Here is a 19511-nt window from a genome sequence, read left to right as displayed (position 1 = left end):
AGAATGAACATCGCCGTAAAACCTGCGTCCCGCATCCGCGCGGTCAACTGGAACCGCATCGAGGACGACAAGGACCTCGAAGTCTGGAACCGCCTGACCTCAAACTTCTGGTTGCCGGAAAAGGTGCCGCTTTCCAACGACATCCCCTCCTGGGGAACGCTGAAGCCGGAAGAACAGAAGTTGACGATCCGTGTCTTCACCGGGCTGACATTGCTCGACACCATCCAGAACGGTGTAGGCGCCGTGCGGCTGATGGCGGATTCGGCAACGCCGCATGAGGAGGCGGTGCTTTCCAACATATCCTTTATGGAGGCCGTGCACGCCCGTTCCTATTCATCGATCTTCTCGACGCTCTGCCTCACGCCTGATGTTGACGACGCCTATCGCTGGTCGGAGGAAAACGAGTTCCTGCAGCGCAAATCCGCCCTCATCATGCGGGAATATGACAGCGGCGATCCGCTGAAGAAGAAAATCGCCAGCGTATTTCTGGAAAGCTTCCTGTTCTATTCCGGCTTCTATCTGCCGATGTTCTGGTCAAGCCGCGCCAAACTTACCAACACGGCGGATTTGATCCGCCTCATCATCCGCGACGAGGCCGTGCATGGCTATTATATCGGCTACAAGTTCCAGCGGGCGGTGGATCGGCTCGGTGAGAAGGAAAGACAGGAGATCAAGGACTTCGCCTTCGATCTGCTTCTGGAACTTTACGACAATGAGGCGAAATATACCGAAGACCTCTATGACGGCGTCGGCCTGACGGAGGACGTCAAGCAGTTCCTGCACTACAACGCCAACAAGGCCCTGATGAATCTGGGTTACGAGGCGCTGTTTCCGGCCGAGGCCTGCCGGGTCAATCCGGCGATCCTCTCCGCCCTCTCGCCCAATGCCGACGAGAACCACGACTTTTTCTCCGGCTCCGGCTCGTCCTATGTCATCGGCAAGGCGGTTGCCACCGAGGACGAAGACTGGGATTTCTGAAGCAGGGTATTTCGGCGGGAGCCCGCAAAACTATTGCGGGTTCACCACCTGGCTCGCAAGCCGGAAAGGGCTGGAGACGGTGGCGCCGATCGCATCGAAAACGAAGGCTCCGGCACTGTTGATGTCACCCCCGCGCCTGCTTGCCTCAAGTTGCGGCACCATGGAGGCCAGTGCCGCATAGCGGTCGTGGTTGAGCGGGTCCGAGGCTTCCAGATTGGAAATGTCGACGAATTGCACGCCCTCCTTGAGGGCGGCTTCCTGCACCTGGCGGTCGGTGACATCCAGCGCGCCGATACGGGTGATGTCCGCACCGAGGATGGAGGAGGCTTTGAGCGCACGGTCGTCCTTGGAGACGAGCACGGTGAGCGGCGGGTTGAGCCGTCCAACCACTTCGATCTGCTTGCGGAAGACATCGGCATCGATGTCAGGCGCTGCCAGCACCACTTGCAGCTTGGCGATCACGTCATTCCTGCCCTGCAAGCGCAATTGCCGCAGCGCCTCCATGACCAGCCAGCCGCCCATGCTGTGGCCGAACACGACGACGCTTTTCTTCGGGGTCTGCCGGGTGAGGTCGATCAACATCGATGCCAGCGCATCGCGTGAAAAAGTCGCGGACTCCTTGTCGGCCACATAACCGGCGACAGTGGCCTGTGACGGCCAGGAAAAGACCAGCGGCACGCCGTTCATATTGGCATCTGCCGCCATCTGCGCCGCGCGGAACAGGGCTTCCTGATAGCTGTAATTATAGCCATGTACAAAAAGCGCGATCTGTTTGCCGGAGCGGGCTATGTCGCCAAGATCGGCATTGAAGCGTGTTTTCGTCAACATATCGGCCCTGGTGACGACGAAATCCTTGTTCGGGTCGGGTTTGCCGCTGGCCCATTCGATTTTGCCGCTCTTATGGGTGGGCGGAATGGAAATATCGAAACTGGCGTAGTTCGGCTCCATCGCCCGCTCCGTGCTGAAGCCCTTTTTCGCATCCTTGTTTTTCTCCCGTGTGCTCGCCACAAAGGCGGTCACGATTTTCGTGTCGCGGGTTCTGGTGTTGACGGCTTCCAGCACATCCGCCCCCGGTCGGCCTGCGCAGGAAGAGAGAAGACCGAGAGTGAGAAAGAGCGAAAAGATCAGGCGCATGAATGGGCTACCAGTGATGAGGACCGGCTCATAAATAACCGGCCACTAAAAAAGTTGCTACTGGAGAATGAATTGCACTGTAGCGGCGGTCTTCGTTGCGGACGGGCATTCCCCACCTTGCTATCCGGCCATGTTCGTTTTAGGCCGTAAAGATGACGAACAAGGTGTCGCTTTTACGGCTGAAACTCACGGACTTCCGCAATTATGCTGCGGCTGCGCTCACGCTTGATGACCGCCATGTGGTGCTGACAGGCGACAATGGTTCCGGCAAGACAAATCTCCTGGAGGCCGTCTCCTTTCTCTCCCCCGGAAGGGGCCTGCGCCGCGCCACCCTGTCTGACGTGACGCGGGTAGGCGCCGAAGCCACCGGTTTCTCGATCTTCGCCGATGTCGAGGGCATGGATGGCGAAGTCGCCATCGGCACAGGCATCGAAGGCGATGGCGAGGTGGTGTCGCGTCGGCTAAGACTGAACGGGACGCCGGTGAAATCTGTCGATGAGTTGACCGATCATCTGCGGGTTCTTTGGCTGACGCCCGCCATGGACGGCCTTTTTACCGGTTCGTCCTCGGATCGCCGGCGTTTCCTCGATCGGCTGGTGCTGTCGCTCGATCCCGCCCATGGCCGGCGGGCAAGCGATTTCGAAAAGGCCATGCGCGGCCGCAACCGCCTGCTGTCGGAAGGCCGTTTCGATCCGGTCTGGCTGGATGGCATCGAAAAGCAGATGGCGGAACTCGGTATCTCCATGGCGATTGCCCGTTATGAGATGCTCGGCTTGTTGAAGACCCTGATCGAAGGGCGGGCAGGCGATGCGGCGTTCCCATCGGCAGCGCTGTCGTTGTCCGGTTTCATGGACGACGGGCTCAATCGCCCGGCCGTCGACCTGGAAGACGAATATGGCGTGATGCTTCGGGAAGGTCGATATCGGGACGCTGCTGCCGGTCGCACGCTGGATGGGCCGCATCGCGTCGATCTCTTCGTGCGCCATGCGGAAAAGGACATGGAAGCCGAACGTTGTTCGACCGGGGAGCAGAAGGCGCTGCTGGTCGGGCTGGTGCTTGCCCATGCGCAGCTGACCGCCAATATGACCGGTTACGCGCCGGTTCTGCTGCTCGACGAGATCGCCGCCCATCTGGATGAGGGCAGGCGGGCGGCTCTGTTTGATCTCATTCATGCGCTTGGCGGCCAGAGTTTCATGACGGGAACCGATGCGGCGATGTTCTCCGCCCTTGGCGACAGGGCGCAATTTTTCAATGTATCCCACGGGAGCATCACGGCATGACGGCTAAGAGACGGAGGGCGGCATGGACCCGCTGAGCCCGGAAGAAATCGAACGTTACAAGCGCCACATCCTGCTGCCGGAAATCGGCGGCGCCGGCCAGCAGCGGCTGAAGGCGGCGCGTGTTCTGGTCATCGGCGCAGGCGGCCTTGGAGCGCCCGTGCTTCATTATCTCGCCGCAGCCGGTGTCGGCACGCTCGGCATGATCGATGACGATGTGGTTTCGCTGTCCAATCTCCAGCGACAGGTGATTCATGATACCGGCACGATTGGGGAACTGAAAACGGAAAGCGCCCGCAGGACCATTGCACGGCTTAATCCGCATGTTCGCACGCTTGTTTATGAGGAGCGATTTTCGCAGGTCTGGGCGCATGACCACCTGCCATCCTTCGATCTCCTGATCGATGGCTCGGATAATTTCGATACGCGTTACGCCGCAGCAGACGCCGCGGAGGCCGCAAAAAGACCGCTCGTGACAGGCGCCGTTGGCCGTTTCGATGGCTCGATTACAGTGCTGAAGCCCTATGAGACCAACGCAGAAGGTACTCTGCTGCCGGGTTACCGCGATCTGTTCCCGGAACCGCCGCCACAGGGTCTCATTCCCAATTGCGCGGAAACGGGTATCGTTGGCGCGCTGACCGGGGTCATCGGCACGCTCATGGCGATGGAGGCGATCAAGGTGATCACCGGCGCCGGCGAACCCCTCATCGGCCGCCTGCTTCTCTATGATGCCTTGTCAGCACGGTTTGAAACGGTGCGATACAAGCGCCGGGCAGCGGGAAAAAAAGAATGATCGAGATCGTAGGGATCGGCGAGGATTTCGACCGCTGGCAGGATTTGCTGGCGCTCATCATGGCGTCCTTCGCTTATATGGATGGCGTCATCGACCCGCCCTCTTCGGCCCATCGGTTGACACCTGAAAATCTTGCCGAAAAGGCGAGGGCGGAGGTCGCTTTCATGGTGCGGCATGGCGATGAATTGCTGGGCTGCCTGTTTTGCCGGCCCGAACCGCCGGCCTCGCTTTATGTTGGCAAGCTATGTGTTTCTCCGAAAGCGCAGGGAAAGGGCATCGGCAAGCTGCTTCTGCAGCAGGCCGAAGCGCTGGCAAGAGAATTGGTGCTGCCGGCGCTCAGGCTGGAAACGCGCATCGAGCTTCTCTCCAACCACGCGAAATTCGCCGCCTGGGGTTTCGTCAAGACGGCGGAAAATGCCCATGCCGGCTATGATCGTACGACCTCGATCGAAATGACCAAACTCCTCGGCTGAACCGGCTCAGTTCCGCCCCGGCAGCACCCGGTTCGGCGGACGATGTCCGTCGAACAGCGTGCGGATGTTGATGATGACCTTGTCGCCCATTTCGATGCGGCCTTCGATCGTTGCCGAGCCCATATGCGGAAGCAGCACGACCTTGCCCTCCTTGGCGAGCTTGATGAGCTTGGGGTTCACCTGCGGCTCGTTCTCATAGACATCGAGACCGGCGCCGGCGATCTTGCCTTCACGCAGGCACTGGATCATGGCCGCCTCGTCGATGATATCGCCGCGCGCCGTGTTGACGATATAGCTGGTCGGCTGCATCAGCGCGAGCCGCCGCGCCGAGATCAGGTGATAGGTCGCCGGCGTCGAAGGGCAATTGACCGATACGATATCCACCCGCGCCAGCATCTGATCGAGACTGTCCCAATAGGTTGCCTCAAGCTCTGCCTCCGTCGCCGGATTGACCCGCTTGCGATTGTGGTAATGAATGGAAAGGCCGAAGGCCTTGGCGCGCCGCGCAACCGCCGTGCCGATGCGGCCCATGCCGACAATGCCGATACGCTTGCCGGAAATGCGGCGTCCGAGCATCCAGGTGGGTGACCAGCCCAGCCACTCATCCGCGCCGTTGGCGAGCACCCGCGTGCCTTCGATCATGCGGCGCGGCACGGCCAGCACCAGCGCCATGGTGATATCGGCGCTGTCCTCCGTCAGTACATTCGGCGTATTGGTGACCGTGATGCCCTTCCGCGCGGCCGCATCGACATCCACATGGTCGATACCGTTGGAGAAGCTGGCGATCAGCTTCAGCTGCGGTCCGGCTTTCTCGATCATCGCGGCGGTGATGCGGTCGGTCACGGTCGGCACCAGCACATCCACCCGTTGCATGGCGGCGACAAGCTCTGTCTCGCTGCGCGGCATATCGTCGATATTCAGTTCCGCATCGAAGAGCTCGCGCATTCTGGTCTCGACGACGTCAGGCAATTTGCGGGTGATATAGACTGTCGGTCTCTTCTTGTGGGTCATCGTTTGCCGCTGCCTTGTTCAGAAGTCATTAACCAGAAAGAGCGATAATTTCTTTCAATCAGGGCGTTTCTACCAGACCCACCGGCGAAGACAAATAAAACTCGCCGCGGCTTGAGGCATGTGGAAACGCGCCTCCTTAAATATCATCCGGTTTGCAGAAGGCGGGAAACGGAAATGGGCATGCGCAGTGTGGTTTCTATCGTTTGCATTGCATTGTCTCTCGGCCTCCTCGGTGCGGCGGGAGAAGCCATGGCGCAGGGTGCGGCCAAGGGCGCAAGCGGCCTGCCGCTGCCGCGTTTTGTCAGCCTGAAATCCAAGCGGGTCAACATGCGCATCGGCCCCAGCACGGATTATGCCGTGTCTTGGATGTATCTGAAATCGGGCATGCCGGTGGAAATCATCCAGGAATATGAAAATTGGCGGCGCATCCGCGATGCCGACGGCACGGAAGGCTGGGTCAATCAGGCCCTGCTGTCAGGCGAACGCACCGCTGTCGCCGCTCCATGGATGCGCGGCAAGGGCAAAGAAGTCTATGTGAACATGCGTCGTGAGGCACAGTCTGGCGCTGCCGTTACCGCCCGGCTGGAGCCGGGCGTCGTCTTCCGGATTGGCGAATGCAACGGAGACTGGTGCCGTGCCGAGGCCGGTCAGGCCTCGGGTTGGGTATCCCAGGGGGAAATCTGGGGCGCTTACCCTGGCGAAGCCTTTAAATAAGACCGTGTTTTTCGCCCAGCGCCTTCAGCGATGACATGGGGCGTGGCCCGACCTGCTGAATGACGGCAGCCGCCGCAAGGCAGCCAAGCTTGCCGCAATCTTCAAGCGAACGGTTCTGCGTATAACCGAACAGGAAGCCGGCGGCGAAAAGATCGCCCGCACCCGTCGTATCGACCACGTCATGCACGGGATAGGCATCCACCTTCACGCGTTCCGTGCCGCGCAGGATGACGGCGCCTTCTTCGCTCATCGTTACCGCGGCAATCTTGCAATCGGCGGCAATTTTTGTGAGCGCCAGCTCGAAGTCGTCGGTTTCGTAAAGCGAAAGCGCTTCCTGCTTGTTGGCGAAAACGATGTCCACCGTGCCGGAACGCATCAGGTCCAGAAACTCGTCGCGGTAGCGGCCGACGCAGAAACTGTCGGACAGCGTCATGGAGACTTCGCGGCCGTTTTCATGGGCAATGCGGGCGCATTCGCGAATGGCGTCCTTGGCGCGTGGCGGATCCCACAGGTAACCTTCGAAATAGGTGACCTTGGTCTGCGCAACGACATCGTCTTCCACGTCTTCCGGACCGAGATCAACGCAGGCGCCGAGATAGGTGTTCATCGAACGCTCGCCATCTTCAGTCACGAAGATCATCGAACGTGCCGTCGGCGGGAATGTGCCTTCCGGCTTGGTTTCGAAATAAACGCCCTGAGCACGGATATCGTGCTGGAAGATTTCGCCGAGCTGGTCTTCGGCCACCTTGCCGAAATAGGCGGCCTTGCCGCCGAAGTTTGCAACGCCTGCCGCCGTATTGCCCGCGCTGCCGCCGGAGGCCTCAAGCGCCGGTCCCATCAGCGAATAAAGCAACTCGGCGCGTTCCGCGTCGATGAGGTTCATTGCACCCTTGGTAATGGCATTGTCGTTGAGGAAGCGATCATCGCAACGGGAGATGATGTCGACGATGGCATTGCCGACAGTCAGTACGTCGAATTTCGTCATAGGCCCTATCCGGTTCGCACGGGGTGTGCTTTTTTCGAATGGTCTTAAACATTTCTGGCTGCAAGAAAAGCCCAAAGAGAAAATATGCGGTTCTCCACGAAAGGCGGAAGCGCGTCATTTGTCTGTAATGTGGTTAAGCTATTACTCCGATCAGAGCAAAAGGTGTGTGAATGCATACCGAAATAGAAGACATGAGGTCTTCTGGCTCAACCGTTATCTCCGCCACGGATGTACTGGCGGCATTTAACGGACATAAAAGGCGGGGGTAACCCCGCTTTTTCTTTTTTGAGGACCTTGGCCTGCGGCCATCGCGCGGGCAATGAGCGGCGCTTCCGCCCATCGCTCACCAAGCTCCTTCCCCCAAGCCACGCCTCATTTGATGAAAACAAGGAATGGAAGCGTATTCGCGATTCCATTCCCGTGGAAAAGGCTCTAAAGCGGAGTATCTCCCGCAAAAGCCGCGAAAGCTTTCCCTTCATGTCTGCCGTTGCCGCGAATGTCGCCCCGATTTTCATTCTCATCCTGATCGGCTGGCTCACCGTCAAGGCTGGCCTCTTCAGGGCCGATGCCGGTGATATCCTCAGTGATTTCGTCTTCAAGATCGCGGTGCCGACATTGATCTTCCGCACGCTTGCGGAAGCGAATTTTCACGGCGCGTCGCCTTTCCGTCTCTGGATAACCTATTTCGCCGGCGTGGCCGTCACCTGGACGGTCGGGCATATCGTCACCCGTTATGTCTTCAAGCAGGATGTCCGCATCGCCGTCATCGCCGGCATTTCCTCGGCCTTTGCGAATAATATCTTCATCGGCCTGCCGCTGGTCGGACGTTCGGTGGGGGATGAAGGGCTGGTGGCTCTCTCCATCCTGCTCGCCATCCATTTGCCGGTCATGATGATCGCCGGCACCATCCTGATGGAAAATGCCACGCACAAGGCGGTCGGTGGCGAAAAACGGAGCATGGCTGCGGTCTTCAAACAGGTGGGCCGCAATCTCATCACAAATCCGCTGGTGATCGGCCTTGTCATCGGGCTTTCGACCAATGTTTCCGGTGTGGCGCTGACACCCATTTTGAAAACCGTGGTCGATCAGATCGCCTCGATGGCGGGACCGGCGGCACTCATCTCGCTCGGCATGGCGCTGACGAAATACACCATTCGCGGCAATATGGGCATTGCCGTCACCATGACCGTTTTCAAGCTGCTGCTTCTGCCCGCCTGCGTGTGGGCCATGGGCCACGCTCTTGGCCTCAGCCGTGAATGGACGGCGGCGCTGGTGCTCACCTCGTCGGTGCCGACGGGCGTGAATGCCTGGCTGATCGCCAACCGCTTCGGCATCGGCCACAGCGTTGCGGCCTCCACCATCAGCATTTCCACGGCGACCGGCGTTTTGTCCGTGTCGCTATGGGCCTGGTTGCTGAGCTGATCCGATTATTTCTGAGCGCTCAGAATCTTGAAGCGGGCGTTACGGCACACTTCGGCGCTCGTGCGGAATTCCGCCGCGAGAATCGGCTCGTAGGGCAGGCCGCGATTGGCGACCATCAGCAGCTTGCCGCCACTGCGCAACGCGCCGGCCGCAGCCTTGATGAAGGCTTGGCCAAGCGCCGGTTCCGCCGCCTGTCCGGCTGCATGGAAAGGCGGATTCATGATGATGAGGTCGTATTTTTCCTTCGGCGGCTCGTTCGCCAGATCCTGCCAGAAGAAGCGCGCCGTCAGCCGCGGATTGTTTTCGAGAAGATTGGTCTTGGCGAACTCAAGCGCGTTCCAGTCCGCTTCGAAAAGATCGATACGGGCCGTACGCGGCGATTTTTCCGCCAGCATGATGGAGAGATAACCCCAGCCTGCACCAAAATCGGCGGCATTGCCGTCAAAGTCGGTCGGCAGACGCGATGCGAGAAGCTCAGAACCGTCATCCACGCGGTCATGCGAGAACATGCCCGGCAGGGCGGTAAAGCGGCCCTCGATCGTCGCAGGCTTCTGGGCAAGCTTGGAGACGGCGGCTGAGACATCCTCTGGCCGTTTGAACCAGATTGCAACGCCGTGATATTTCGGTGTCGATTCCGACTCGATGCCGAGCTTTGCCAGCGTCTTGCGCAGCGTCACGATGCCGTCTTCCTTGGAACCCGCCGCGACGATCAGGCCGCCGGCCTTCACGCGCGAGAGCGCTTCGGCAACACGGTTTTCATTCTCACCGCGATGTTTGCCGCAAAGCAGCAGCGCCGCATCGTAATCTTCACCCGAAACGTCAGGGGCGACCGCTGTGCCCTGAGCCTCGAGCGCGCGATAGAGCGGCCGAAGATGCTGAACCGCGACGATCTCCGCGTCGAAGCCATCCAGCCGCGGACCGGCTTCCGCTCCCAGAAACAGAACGCGTTCACCTTCTTTCGGCATGGCAAGCATGTCCGAGGCAAAGGGATGGAAAAGGGTTTTCACGGCGTCACGGCTCATGGGAGCGTCCTCAAGGTAGGATGGAGTTTGTCAGGGAAAGTGGAAACCGGTTTTCCCGAACAGACAAACGATAACAAAACGAAAAAAAGGCGCGGGCAGAACCCGCGCCTCGATAGGGTCTGGCGGCGCGGCCTTATTCGGCAGCGGCTTCGCCGTCTTTCTTGTCGGCAGCGACTTCCTTGCCGGTTGCCTGGTCGACAACCTTCATGGACAGGCGAACCTTGCCGCGCTCATCGAAGCCCATCAGCTTGACCCAGACCTTGTCGCCTTCCTTGACGACGTCGGAGGTCTTGGCCACACGCTCGGAAGCGAGCTGCGAGATGTGGACGAGGCCGTCACGGGCACCGAAGAAGTTGACGAAAGCGCCGAAGTCGGCGGTCTTGACAACCGTGCCTTCGTAGATCTGGCCGACTTCCGGTTCCGCAACGATGGAGTGGATCCACTTGCGGGCCGCTTCGATTTCCTTGCCGGAAGAAGAAGCGATCTTGACGGTGCCGTCGTCTTCGATGTTGATCTTGGCGCCGGTCTTTTCGACGATTTCGCGAATGACCTTGCCGCCGGAACCGATGACTTCACGGATCTTGTCGACCGGAATGTTCATCACTTCGATGCGCGGTGCGAATTCGCCGAGCTGGCTGCGGCTCTCGGTGATGGCGTTGGCCATTTCGCCGAGGATGTGCTTGCGGCCGCCCTGTGCCTGCTCCAGAGCGATCTTCATGATCTCTTCGGTGATACCGGCGATCTTGATGTCCATCTGCAGCGAGGTGATGCCGTCGGCCGTACCCGCAACCTTGAAGTCCATGTCGCCGAGGTGGTCTTCGTCACCGAGAATGTCGGAGAGAACCGCAAAGCGCTCGCCTTCGAGGATGAGGCCCATGGCAATACCGGCAACCGGCTTCGCCAGCGGAACGCCGGCATCCATCAGCGCGAGCGAGGTGCCGCAAACCGTTGCCATCGACGAGGAGCCGTTGGACTCGGTGATTTCGGAAACGACGCGCAGCGTGTAGGGGAACTGTTCCGCCGTCGGCAGCATCGGGCGGATAGCGCGCCATGCGAGCTTGCCGTGACCGATTTCGCGGCGGCCCGGGGAGCCCATGCGACCGGTTTCGCCGACCGAGTAGGGCGGGAAGTTGTAATGCAGCAGGAAGCGTTCCTTGTACATGCCGGTGAGGCTATCGACATACTGCTCGTCTTCGCCGGTGCCGAGGGTCGCAACAACGATTGCCTGGGTTTCACCGCGGGTGAAGAGAGCCGAACCGTGCGTGCGCGGCAACAGGCCGACTTCCGAGATGATCGGACGAACGGTCGACAGGTCGCGGCCGTCGATGCGGCTCTTGGTGTCGAGAACGTTCCAGCGAACGATCTTCGCCTGAAGGTGCTTGAAGACGGCGCCGATTTCTTCCGGCGTGTACTTGGCTTCGCCTTCTTCCGGCAGGAAGTGGGCCTTGACCTTTGCCTTCACGGCGTCGACGGCAGCGTAACGGGCAGCCTTTTCGGTGATCTTGTAGGCGGTGCGCAGTTCGGTTTCGGCCAGAGCCAGCATTTCGTTTTCGAGCGCGGAGAAATCTTCCGGTTCGAATTCGCGGGGTTCCTTGGCGGCAACTTCAGCGAGCTTGATGATCGCGTCGATAACCGGCTGGAAGCCCTTGTGGCCGAACATGACGGCGCCGAGCATGATCTCTTCGTTGAGTTCCTTGGCTTCCGATTCAACCATCAGAACGGCGTCGGAGGTACCGGCGACAACCAGATCGAGCGTGGATTCTTCCATCTCGTCCAGATGCGGGTTCAGAACATATTCGCCGTTGATGTAGCCAACGCGCGCGCCGCCGATCGGACCCATGAACGGAATGCCGGAAAGGGTCAGCGCAGCCGAAGTGGCGACCATCGACAGAATGTCGGGGTTGTTTTCCAGATCGTGCTGAATGACGGTCACGACAACCTGCGTGTCGTTCTTGTAGCCTTCAGGGAAAAGCGGGCGGATCGGGCGGTCGATCAGACGCGAAACGAGGGTCTCGTTTTCGCTCGGACGGCCTTCGCGCTTGAAATAACCGCCGGGGATCTTGCCGGCTGCGTAGGTCTTTTCCTGGTAGTTGACGGTCAGCGGAAAGAAGTCCTGGCCGGGCTTCGGAGACTTTGCGGAAACCACGGTCGCGAGAACCATCGTCTCGCCGTAGGTTGCGATGACGGCGCCGTCAGCCTGACGGGCAACCTTGCCGGTCTCAAGCTTCAGCGGGCGGCCTGCCCATTCGATTTCCACGGAGTGCTTATTGAACATATCTTGTCCTTGTTTGTGCGTGCCACCAAAAGGGGCAACGAATGACGCAATCACGGGCAAGACAGCGGGAGGCTTTAAGGATCAAGCATCCGGCAATCCTGCCCCATGACAGGTCTGCGGTTGAAAAGGCGGCCCCGGCCCATCCGGGTCTACCTCATCCGTCCGGGGGCCACATCTGCGGCAGACGCCCGGAAATTCATGTGGCCTTCAAAAGGCTCGATATAAAAACCGGCGGGTATCTTTGCGAAACCCGCCGGACACAAGTTTTAGCGGCGAATGCCGAGAGCACCGATCAGCTTGGAGTAACGGGCTTCGTCCTTCTTCTTCAGATAGTCAAGAAGCGAACGGCGGCTCGAAACCAGCGTCAGAAGGCCACGACGGGAGTGGTTGTCCTTCTTGTGGTCCTTGAAGTGACCGGTCAGGTTGTTGATCCGCTCGGTGAGGATTGCGACCTGAACTTCCGGAGAACCGGTGTCGCCTTCCTTCGTTGCATATTCCTTGATGAGGGCGGCTTTGCGCTCTGCAGTAATCGACATCGGACGATCCTTTCTGTTTTAAGGAAAATGGGACGCCAAAGAGCCGGGATGTCGTCCAGCTCTGGCCATTCAGTAGCATAGGCAAAGCCCAAGCTGGCGCTGCCTATAAACTATTCCGGGTGCAATTGAAAGAGGCGATTGACAGCGCCTCTTTGAGCGTTTCCGGGAAAAGTGTGAAGCGGTTTTCCGGGCGGAAACGCGAAAAACAGATAGATGGAGCCCGTTTCAGCCGAAAACGCGCTTCGGTCGGAACTCGCCTTCGCCAATCTCGCCGATGGCGACAAGCTTGCCATGCGCGGTGGCATAGGCTTCCGGATGGTTGGCCGGCGCATCGCGCCCGCGCAGCAGGATGGGGTTGCCCATTTTCAGCCGGTGCGCCTGATCGTCGTTGATGATAAGGCGGGGAAGGGCGGAAAGCGCCTCGGCCGTGTCGATGAGATAGGCGTCCAGCGCTTCCAGCCGTTCGTCGCGGTCCTCTACGGCTTCCAGCGCCGTCAGGGTTTCGAGTGGCACCATCATGTCTTCGCCAAAGGGGGCGACCATGGTACGGCGCAGTTCCGAAATATGGCCGAAACAGCCGAGATCGCGGCCCATGTCGCGCGCCAGCGCTCGGACATAGGTGCCCTTGCCGCACTCCACTTCGAAATGCGCGGTATTAGCGTCCGGACAGGCAAGCAGCGTCAGGCGGTGGATTTCCACCTCGCGGGCGGGGATTTCGACCGTCTCGCCATCACGCGCCAGATCATAGGCGCGCTCGCCGGCGATCTTGATCGCGGAAAATTGCGGCGGTGTCTGCAATATCACGCCGGTATAATTGGGCAGAATATCGCGGATCGCCTGCTCGTCAGGGCGCTGATCGGAGGATTCGACCACCTCGCCTTCCAGATCGTCAGTCGTGCGCTGCTCACCCCAGGTCACGGTGAATTCATAAATCTTGCGACCGTCCATGACATAGGGCACGGTCTTGGTGGCATCGCCAAGCGCGATCGGCAGCATGCCGGAAGCAAGCGGATCGAGCGTGCCGGCATGGCCCGCCTTCTGGGCGTTGAACAGCCACTTGATCTTGGAAACGGCCTCGGTCGAGCCGAAATCCAGCGGCTTGTCGAGAATGAGCCAGCCGGAAATCGGGCGGCCCTTGGGTTTGCGGTTCTGCTGTTTGCGTGGTTTGGACATGCTTCAGTTCTGTTCGTCGTCTTTTTCGTTCGAAGGTCCAAGATCGCGCTGCACTTCGGGCGAACGCAGAAGCGCATCGATCTTCTGATAATTGTCGAAACTCGTATCGTCGCGGAAGCGCAGTTCCGGCATGTATTTCATCTGCCGAAGCTGGGGTCCGAGGCGGCCGCGCATGAACTTGGCATGGCGGTTGAGCGCGGTGATGATGTCGGTGTGATCGGCAACGCCAAGCGGCGTCACGTAAGCGGTGGCGATCTTGAGATCGGGCGACATGCGCACTTCCGAAATGGAAATGACGGTGCCTTCGATCAGATCGTCGCGGACTTCGCCGCGCTGGAGAATCTGGGTCAGTGCGGCGCGCACCTGTTCGCCAACACGCAGCATGCGTTGCGAAGGGGCCGATGATGTTGCTTTTGCCATGGGTTATGCCTCAAACGGAGCGAGCGCCGGTAAGCCGGCGCCCGACAGTAAAGTCCTGTTTTGCGGCGAGAACGCTCTAACTCTTTGTTTTATCGCATTTTCGAACGGAAAACCGGGGTCCAGTTTTCTTGGAAATGCTTTAGAGCGTTCTCGTGATGTGTTCGACGCGGAAGCACTCGATGGTGTCGCCGGCGCGGATGTCTTCGTAGTTTTCGAAGGCCATGCCGCATTCCTGACCGACCGGAACTTCCGAGACTTCGTCCTTGAAGCGCTTGAGGGTCTTGAGCTTGCCTTCGTGGATGACGACGTTGTCGCGAACCAGACGCACGCCCGCACCACGTTCCACCTTGCCTTCGATGACGCGGCAACCCGCGACCTTGCCGACCTTCGTGATGTTGAACACCTCGAGGATTTCGGCATTGCCGAGGAAGGTCTCGCGACGTTCCGGCGAAAGCAGGCCCGACATCGCCGCCTTCACGTCATCCACCAGATCGTAGATGATGTTGTAGTAGCGGATCTCGATGCCGGCGCGTTCGGACGCCGTACGTGCCTGTGCGTTGGCGCGAACGTTGAAGCCGATGATCGCGGCGTTGGAGGCCTCGGCAAGCGAGATATCCGATTCCGTGATGGCGCCAGCGCCCGAGTGAACGATACGAGCACGGACTTCGTCGGTGCCGAGCTTGTCGAGCGAAGCGATAATGGCTTCGACCGAACCCTGCACGTCTGCCTTGATGACCAGCGGGAATTCCTTCATTCCCGAAGTTTGCAACTGGCTCATCATCTGTTCCAGCGAACCGCGCTGGCCCGTCTGACGTGCGACAGCCTTGTCGCGTGCCAGACGCTGGCGGTACTCGGAAATCTCGCGGGCACGGCTTTCATTTTCGACAACCGCGAAACGGTCACCGGCAGATGGCGTGCCGGAAAGACCGAGAATCTCGACAGGCATAGCCGGACCGGCTTCCTTGACGTGTTCACCCTTGTCGTTGACGAGGGCGCGAACGCGGCCCCACTGGTCGCCGGCCACGATGATCTGGCCAGGTTTCAGCGTACCCTTCTGTACGAGAACTGTAGCGACGGCACCACGGCCGCGGTCGAGTTCCGCTTCGATGACGGTACCTTCTGCGGTACGGTTCGGATCTGCCTTGAGGTCGAGAATTTCAGCCTGCAGCAGGATCGCTTCAAGCAGTTTGTCGAGACCAAGCTGTTTCTTGGCGGAGACTTCCACGTCAAGCACTTCACCGCCCATCGATTCCACGAAAACTTCGTGCTGCAGGAGCTGCTGGCGAACCTTTTCAGGGTTTGCTTCGTGCTTGTCGATCTTGTTGATCGCCACGACGATCGGAACACCCGCTGCCTTGGCATGGTTGATGGACTCGATCGTCTGCGGCATCACGCTGTCGTCAGCGGCGACCACCAGAACGGCGATATCCGTCGCCTGTGCACCACGGGCACGCATGGCCGTAAAGGCGGCGTGGCCGGGGGTATCGATGAAGGTGATCTTCTGGCCGTTCTTTTCGACCTGATAGGCGCCGATATGCTGGGTGATACCACCGGCTTCGCCCGCGACCACATTCGCCTGGCGAATGGCGTCGAGCAGCGAGGTCTTGCCGTGGTCGACGTGGCCCATGATCGTGACAACCGGCGGACGCGGCAGCATTTCGCCTTCGTCGTCTGCCTGGTTGAAGATGCCTTCTTCCACGTCGGATTCTGAAACGCGCTTGACGGTATGGCCGAATTCGACCGCGATCAGTTCCGCCAGATCGGCGTCGATCACGTCGCCCGGCTTCATCATCTGGCCTTCCTTCATCAGGAACTTGATGACGTCGACGGCGCGTTCGGACATGCGCTGCGACAGTTCCTGAATGGTGATGGTTTCCGGCAGGATCACTTCGCGCATGACCTTTTCACGGGTTTCCTGCATCTGGCTGCGGCGGAATTTCTCCTGCCGGCGGCGCATGGATGCCATGGAGCGGCCGCGCGGCGTGCCGTCTTCATCCAGATTGGATGAGGTGACGGTCAGCTTGCCGCGACGGCGTTCTTCTTCCGTCTTCAGGCGTGCAGCGGGCTTTGCCGGTGCAGGCGCGGCGACTTTGCCACGAACAGGAAGATTGCTACGGCGCGCACCGCGATCGTCCTCGTCGTCACCATCGGTACGACGTCCGCGCGGAGCGACGGATTCCGGAAGGGCGCGGGCAGGGGCGGCGGCCGGCTGAGGACGAGCCTCGGTGCGCGGCGCCGGCTGAGCGGCGGCAGCCGGCTTTTCAGCGGCCGGTTCGGATTTCGTTTCCACAGCCGGCTGGCTTGCTGCCACCTTGGCGGCTTCGGCCTCTTCGGCGGCACGGCGTGCAGCTTCTTCCTTTTCAGCGGCGATGCGCCGCTCTTCTTCCACCTTGCGGCGCGCTTCGTCTTCGGCACGCTGCTTGGCTTCGATCACGTCGCGGGCCTGCGCTTCCATCAGCGCGCGGCGGCGGGCTTCCATCTCGCCGGCGGACAGATCGTGCAGGACGTTGCCGCGCGGACGCTCAGGCTGGCGCTGCTGCGGTGCGGACGAGCCGGTACGCTGCTGCTGCGGCTGGGAGGAACCCGGACGCTGCTGCTGGCCGCTCGGCTGGTGGATGCGCGGCTGCGGAGCCTGCGGACGCGGTGCCGCGGGGGCAGGGGCGGCCGGCTTCGAAGCGGGTGCTGCAACCGAATGAACCTGCTTCTCGTCTTCAGGTCGATGGGGGCGGCGCTTGCGTGTTTCCACGACAACCGCATTGGTGCGACCTCGACCCATATCCTGCCGCACGGTGCCCTGATTCATCCCGCCCGGCTTGAGGGTGAGAGTCTTCTTGGCAGGCGCGTTAAGTGTCTTGTCGTCGTTGTTGTCGGTCATTCCGTTCCCGTTCCTTCGGACGAGAACCGGATGACGTCCATCAGGTCTCGTCGTTCAATTGCTGCATCGGAACGCGGCGACCGTTGATGTCGGTTAACCGCGTCATTGTTCTGTCCGGGCAGCGTCGCGTTCCGCCTGAGATTGGCCGCCGAGGCGGTACCGCTCAAGCATCGTTGCGCGCTTCACTACACCCTCACCCGCCTGCCCTGCAAGCGCGCAGGCATGGATAAAAGCATTCTGGCCCATCAACTCGTCCATTTCGGCTCCGCTGAAGAGCCGGAAGGACGGAATTTCATTGCCGGCATCGCTGCCGAGCGCCCAGGCCTTGCGGGCCTGGTCCAGTTTTCTCACGCCGTCGGCCGCAGCATCGGTCGCATGAAACACGGCGATCGTATTTCCGGACCGGACGGCGGCATCGACCTTCGTCGCGCCGCTGATGAACTGGCCGGCCTTGCGCGCCATATTCATCATCCCGGCAAGCTGCTGCGCCATCAGCCGGTCGAGAAGAGCAAGAAGCTCCGGCCCGGCCTTGACGTCGCGTTTGAGAGCCCGCGCGAAGAGCTTCTTCGCGATGGCCTTCTCGATCAGGGCGCGCTCGGGTGTCACCCAGCAGCCGCGCCCCGGCAATTGGCGTTTCAGGTCCGGAACGACGCCGCCGTCCGGGCCTGCGACGAAGCGGATCAGCTCATCCGGCGATCCGCTCTGCCGTGTCACAATGCACATACGTCCATTGACGTCGCCCTTGATCCGCCCGTCATCGTCAGTCTCGGGCAGATCGTCCGGCTCATGCGCCTGCGATATCATTCCTGTTCGGCGGTATCCGCCTCCTCGGCAGCTTCCGCATCGGCTTCCTGTTCGGAAGCGAGCTCTTCGGCGGTGATCCAGCCTGCCAGAAGACGGGCCTGCACCACCATGTTCTCGGCTTCGACACGCGAAACATCGAGCTTGGAGAAGATGCCTTCGAACTTCTTGGTCTCGCCGTCCTTGCGCTCGCTCCAGCCGACCAGATCGTCCGCTGCGCAGCCGGCAAAGTCCTCGATGGTCTTGATGCCGTCTTCACCGAGCGCGACCATCATCTGCGAGGTCAGGCCGTCGATCTGGCGCAGCTCGTCCGTAACGCCGAGTTCCTTGCGCTTGGCGTCCATTTCGGCTTCCAGGCGTTCCAGATATTCGCGGGCGCGGGTCTGGATTTCATCGGCGGTGTCTTCGTCGAAGCCGTCGATCGAGGAAATTTCATCGAGATCGACATAGGCCAGTTCTTCGACCTGCGCGAAGCCTTCCGAAGCCAGAACCTGGCCGACCATTTCGTCGACATCCAGCGCTTCCATGAACAAGGCCGTGCGCTCGTTGAATTCCTTCTGGCGACGCTCGGATTCTTCCTGCTCGGTCATGATGTCGATATCCCAGCCGGTCAGCTGCGATGCCAGACGCACGTTCTGACCGCGGCGGCCGATGGCGAGCGACAGCTGCTCGTCGGGAACAACCACTTCGATACGCTCGGATTCTTCATCCAGAACGACCTTGGCGACTTCCGCCGGCTGCAGGGCGTTGACGATGAAGGAAGCCGGTTCCTGGCTCCACGGAATGATGTCGATCTTCTCGCCCTGGAGTTCGCCGACAACGGCCTGGACGCGCGAGCCGCGCATACCGACGCAGGCGCCGACCGGATCGATCGAGCTATCGTTCGAGATAACCGCGATCTTGGCGCGCGAACCGGGGTCGCGGGCAACCGACTTGATCTGGATGATGCCGTCGTAGATTTCAGGAACTTCCATGGTGAAGAGCTTCACCATGAACTGCGGATGGGTACGCGACAGGAAAATCTGCGGGCCACGCTGTTCGCGGCGAACGTCGTAGACATAGGCGCGAACGCGGTCGCCATAACGCATGTTTTCGCGCGGGATCATCTCGTCGCGACGGATGATGCCTTCGCCACGGCCGAGATCGACGATGACATTGCCATATTCGACGCGCTTGACGGTGCCGTTGACGATTTCGCCAATGCGGTCCTTGAACTCGTCATACTGGCGGTCACGCTCCGCTTCGCGCACCTTCTGCACGATCACCTGCTTGGCGGACTGGGCGGCGATACGGCCGAAATCCATCGGCGGCAGCGGATCGGCGATGAAGTCGCCGAGCTTGGCATCGGGGTTGCGGTCGCGGGCGAGCTCCAGCGGGATCTGGGTCGAATAGTCCTCAGCGGCTTCGACCACTTCCAGAAGACGCTGCAGGCGGATTTCGCCGGTCTTGGAGTTGATGTCGGCGCGGATGTTGGTTTCCGAACCATAGCGCGAGCGGGCGGCTTTCTGGATAGCGTCGGCCATTGCGGCAAGCACGATTTCGCGGTCGATGACCTTTTCGCGCGCCACAGCATCGGCGATCTGCAGAAGCTCAAGCCGGTTAGCACTCACTGCCATTTTTTT

17 protein-coding genes are annotated in these 19511 nt (G+C 60.3%); 6 read left to right on the top strand and 11 right to left on the bottom strand.

Annotated features, from left to right (window positions below):
- Positions 1–3 precede the first annotated feature (3 nt).
- On the top strand, positions 4–978 hold the full coding sequence (nrdF, locus tag AC5YUO_RS07585) for a class 1b ribonucleoside-diphosphate reductase subunit beta (protein ID WP_142855118.1): 975 nt from the start codon (positions 4–6) through the stop codon (positions 976–978).
- A gap of 30 nt (positions 979–1008) precedes the next feature.
- On the opposite strand, the gene AC5YUO_RS07580 is transcribed toward nrdF, so the two are convergent.
- A complete protein-coding gene (locus tag AC5YUO_RS07580; protein WP_496152867.1) occupies positions 1009–2112 on the bottom strand; it encodes an alpha/beta hydrolase in 1104 nt (367 codons plus the stop codon).
- Positions 2113–2264: 152 nt separating this feature from the next.
- Here AC5YUO_RS07580 and recF point away from each other — a divergent pair, with 152 nt between their 5' ends.
- Genes recF through AC5YUO_RS07565 form a run of 3 tightly spaced genes read left to right on the top strand, consistent with a single transcriptional unit; the run spans position 2265 to position 4655 of the window.
- Entirely contained in the window at positions 2265–3392 is a 1128-nt protein-coding gene (gene recF, locus AC5YUO_RS07575) for a DNA replication/repair protein RecF (RefSeq protein ID WP_496152866.1), read from the top strand.
- Positions 3393–3414: 22 nt separating this feature from the next.
- Positions 3415–4182: a molybdopterin-synthase adenylyltransferase MoeB gene (locus AC5YUO_RS07570; protein ID WP_496152865.1), complete on the top strand. Its 768-nt coding sequence runs from the start codon at positions 3415–3417 to the stop codon at positions 4180–4182.
- Entirely contained in the window at positions 4179–4655 is a 477-nt protein-coding gene (locus AC5YUO_RS07565) for a GNAT family N-acetyltransferase (protein WP_496152864.1), read from the top strand. Before AC5YUO_RS07570 ends, AC5YUO_RS07565 begins: the two co-directional genes overlap by 4 nt.
- A gap of 6 nt (positions 4656–4661) precedes the next feature.
- On the opposite strand, the gene AC5YUO_RS07560 is transcribed toward AC5YUO_RS07565, so the two are convergent.
- Entirely contained in the window at positions 4662–5666 is a 1005-nt protein-coding gene (locus tag AC5YUO_RS07560; protein WP_496152863.1) for a 2-hydroxyacid dehydrogenase, read from the bottom strand.
- 180 nt (positions 5667–5846) lie between these two features.
- On the opposite strand from AC5YUO_RS07560, the gene AC5YUO_RS07555 reads away from it, so the two are divergent.
- The gene (locus AC5YUO_RS07555; protein WP_035214555.1) at positions 5847–6380 is read left to right on the top strand and encodes an SH3 domain-containing protein; all 534 of its coding nucleotides are present in this window, start codon (positions 5847–5849) and stop codon (positions 6378–6380) included.
- On the opposite strand, the gene AC5YUO_RS07550 is transcribed toward AC5YUO_RS07555, so the two are convergent.
- Entirely contained in the window at positions 6373–7365 is a 993-nt protein-coding gene (locus AC5YUO_RS07550; RefSeq protein ID WP_496154796.1) for an adenosine kinase, read from the bottom strand. The two genes, AC5YUO_RS07555 and AC5YUO_RS07550, sit on opposite strands and share 8 nt — an antisense overlap.
- A gap of 477 nt (positions 7366–7842) precedes the next feature.
- Here AC5YUO_RS07550 and AC5YUO_RS07545 point away from each other — a divergent pair, with 477 nt between their 5' ends.
- Positions 7843–8787: an AEC family transporter gene (locus AC5YUO_RS07545; RefSeq protein ID WP_003507159.1), complete on the top strand. Its 945-nt coding sequence runs from the start codon at positions 7843–7845 to the stop codon at positions 8785–8787.
- Between the two features lie 5 nt (positions 8788–8792).
- Here AC5YUO_RS07545 and AC5YUO_RS07540 read toward each other — a convergent pair whose 3' ends face one another.
- The 8 genes from AC5YUO_RS07540 to nusA form a co-directional block, all read right to left on the bottom strand.
- On the bottom strand, positions 8793–9809 hold the full coding sequence (locus tag AC5YUO_RS07540; RefSeq protein ID WP_496154795.1) for a class I SAM-dependent methyltransferase: 1017 nt from the start codon (positions 9807–9809) through the stop codon (positions 8793–8795).
- Positions 9810–9942: 133 nt separating this feature from the next.
- Positions 9943–12084: a polyribonucleotide nucleotidyltransferase gene (gene pnp, locus AC5YUO_RS07535; protein ID WP_496154794.1), complete on the bottom strand. Its 2142-nt coding sequence runs from the start codon at positions 12082–12084 to the stop codon at positions 9943–9945.
- A gap of 266 nt (positions 12085–12350) precedes the next feature.
- Complete coding sequence (gene rpsO, locus AC5YUO_RS07530; protein WP_003492949.1) at positions 12351–12620, bottom strand: 30S ribosomal protein S15; 270 nt, start codon at positions 12618–12620, stop codon at positions 12351–12353.
- 225 nt (positions 12621–12845) lie between these two features.
- On the bottom strand, positions 12846–13793 hold the full coding sequence (gene truB, locus AC5YUO_RS07525) for a tRNA pseudouridine(55) synthase TruB (protein WP_496154793.1): 948 nt from the start codon (positions 13791–13793) through the stop codon (positions 12846–12848).
- A 3-nt stretch (positions 13794–13796) separates the two neighbouring features.
- Complete coding sequence (gene rbfA / locus AC5YUO_RS07520; RefSeq protein WP_003507167.1) at positions 13797–14213, bottom strand: 30S ribosome-binding factor RbfA; 417 nt, start codon at positions 14211–14213, stop codon at positions 13797–13799.
- Between the two features lie 139 nt (positions 14214–14352).
- Positions 14353–17088: a translation initiation factor IF-2 gene (gene infB, locus AC5YUO_RS07515; RefSeq protein ID WP_496154792.1), complete on the bottom strand. Its 2736-nt coding sequence runs from the start codon at positions 17086–17088 to the stop codon at positions 14353–14355.
- Between the two features lie 102 nt (positions 17089–17190).
- The gene (locus AC5YUO_RS07510) at positions 17191–17892 is read right to left on the bottom strand and encodes an RNA-binding protein (protein WP_496154791.1); all 702 of its coding nucleotides are present in this window, start codon (positions 17890–17892) and stop codon (positions 17191–17193) included.
- Entirely contained in the window at positions 17889–19505 is a 1617-nt protein-coding gene (nusA, locus tag AC5YUO_RS07505; protein ID WP_400815784.1) for a transcription termination factor NusA, read from the bottom strand. The genes AC5YUO_RS07510 and nusA overlap by 4 nt, the downstream gene beginning before the upstream one ends.
- Positions 19506–19511: the final 6 nt, after the last annotated feature.

The sequence above is a fragment of the Agrobacterium sp. LEGMi-208b genome, from assembly GCF_059511785.1.
Note: the sequence above shows the minus strand (reverse complement) of the source record. Positions and strands in the feature narration are given on the sequence as shown.

Excerpts from the sequence above, each read along its gene's own strand:
- recF (WP_496152866.1), top strand. The coding sequence starts at position 2,265 with ATGACGAACAAGGTGTCGCTTTTACGGCTGAAACTCACGGACTTCCGC.
- AC5YUO_RS07565 (WP_496152864.1), top strand. The coding sequence starts at position 4,179 with ATGATCGAGATCGTAGGGATCGGCGAGGATTTCGACCGCTGGCAGGAT.
- nrdF (WP_142855118.1), top strand. The coding sequence starts at position 4 with ATGAACATCGCCGTAAAACCTGCGTCCCGCATCCGCGCGGTCAACTGG.
- pnp (WP_496154794.1), bottom strand. The coding sequence starts at position 12,084 with ATGTTCAATAAGCACTCCGTGGAAATCGAATGGGCAGGCCGCCCGCTG.
- AC5YUO_RS07570 (WP_496152865.1), top strand. The coding sequence starts at position 3,415 with ATGGACCCGCTGAGCCCGGAAGAAATCGAACGTTACAAGCGCCACATC.
- AC5YUO_RS07510 (WP_496154791.1), bottom strand. The coding sequence starts at position 17,892 with ATGATATCGCAGGCGCATGAGCCGGACGATCTGCCCGAGACTGACGAT.
- AC5YUO_RS07540 (WP_496154795.1), bottom strand. The coding sequence starts at position 9,809 with ATGAGCCGTGACGCCGTGAAAACCCTTTTCCATCCCTTTGCCTCGGAC.
- truB (WP_496154793.1), bottom strand. The coding sequence starts at position 13,793 with ATGTCCAAACCACGCAAACAGCAGAACCGCAAACCCAAGGGCCGCCCG.
- AC5YUO_RS07555 (WP_035214555.1), top strand. The coding sequence starts at position 5,847 with ATGCGCAGTGTGGTTTCTATCGTTTGCATTGCATTGTCTCTCGGCCTC.
- AC5YUO_RS07560 (WP_496152863.1), bottom strand. The coding sequence starts at position 5,666 with ATGACCCACAAGAAGAGACCGACAGTCTATATCACCCGCAAATTGCCT.
- infB (WP_496154792.1), bottom strand. The coding sequence starts at position 17,088 with ATGACCGACAACAACGACGACAAGACACTTAACGCGCCTGCCAAGAAG.
- AC5YUO_RS07550 (WP_496154796.1), bottom strand. The coding sequence starts at position 7,365 with ATGACGAAATTCGACGTACTGACTGTCGGCAATGCCATCGTCGACATC.
- rpsO (WP_003492949.1), bottom strand. The coding sequence starts at position 12,620 with ATGTCGATTACTGCAGAGCGCAAAGCCGCCCTCATCAAGGAATATGCA.
- AC5YUO_RS07580 (WP_496152867.1), bottom strand. The coding sequence starts at position 2,112 with ATGCGCCTGATCTTTTCGCTCTTTCTCACTCTCGGTCTTCTCTCTTCC.
- nusA (WP_400815784.1), bottom strand. The coding sequence starts at position 19,505 with ATGGCAGTGAGTGCTAACCGGCTTGAGCTTCTGCAGATCGCCGATGCT.
- AC5YUO_RS07545 (WP_003507159.1), top strand. The coding sequence starts at position 7,843 with ATGTCTGCCGTTGCCGCGAATGTCGCCCCGATTTTCATTCTCATCCTG.
- rbfA (WP_003507167.1), bottom strand. The coding sequence starts at position 14,213 with ATGGCAAAAGCAACATCATCGGCCCCTTCGCAACGCATGCTGCGTGTT.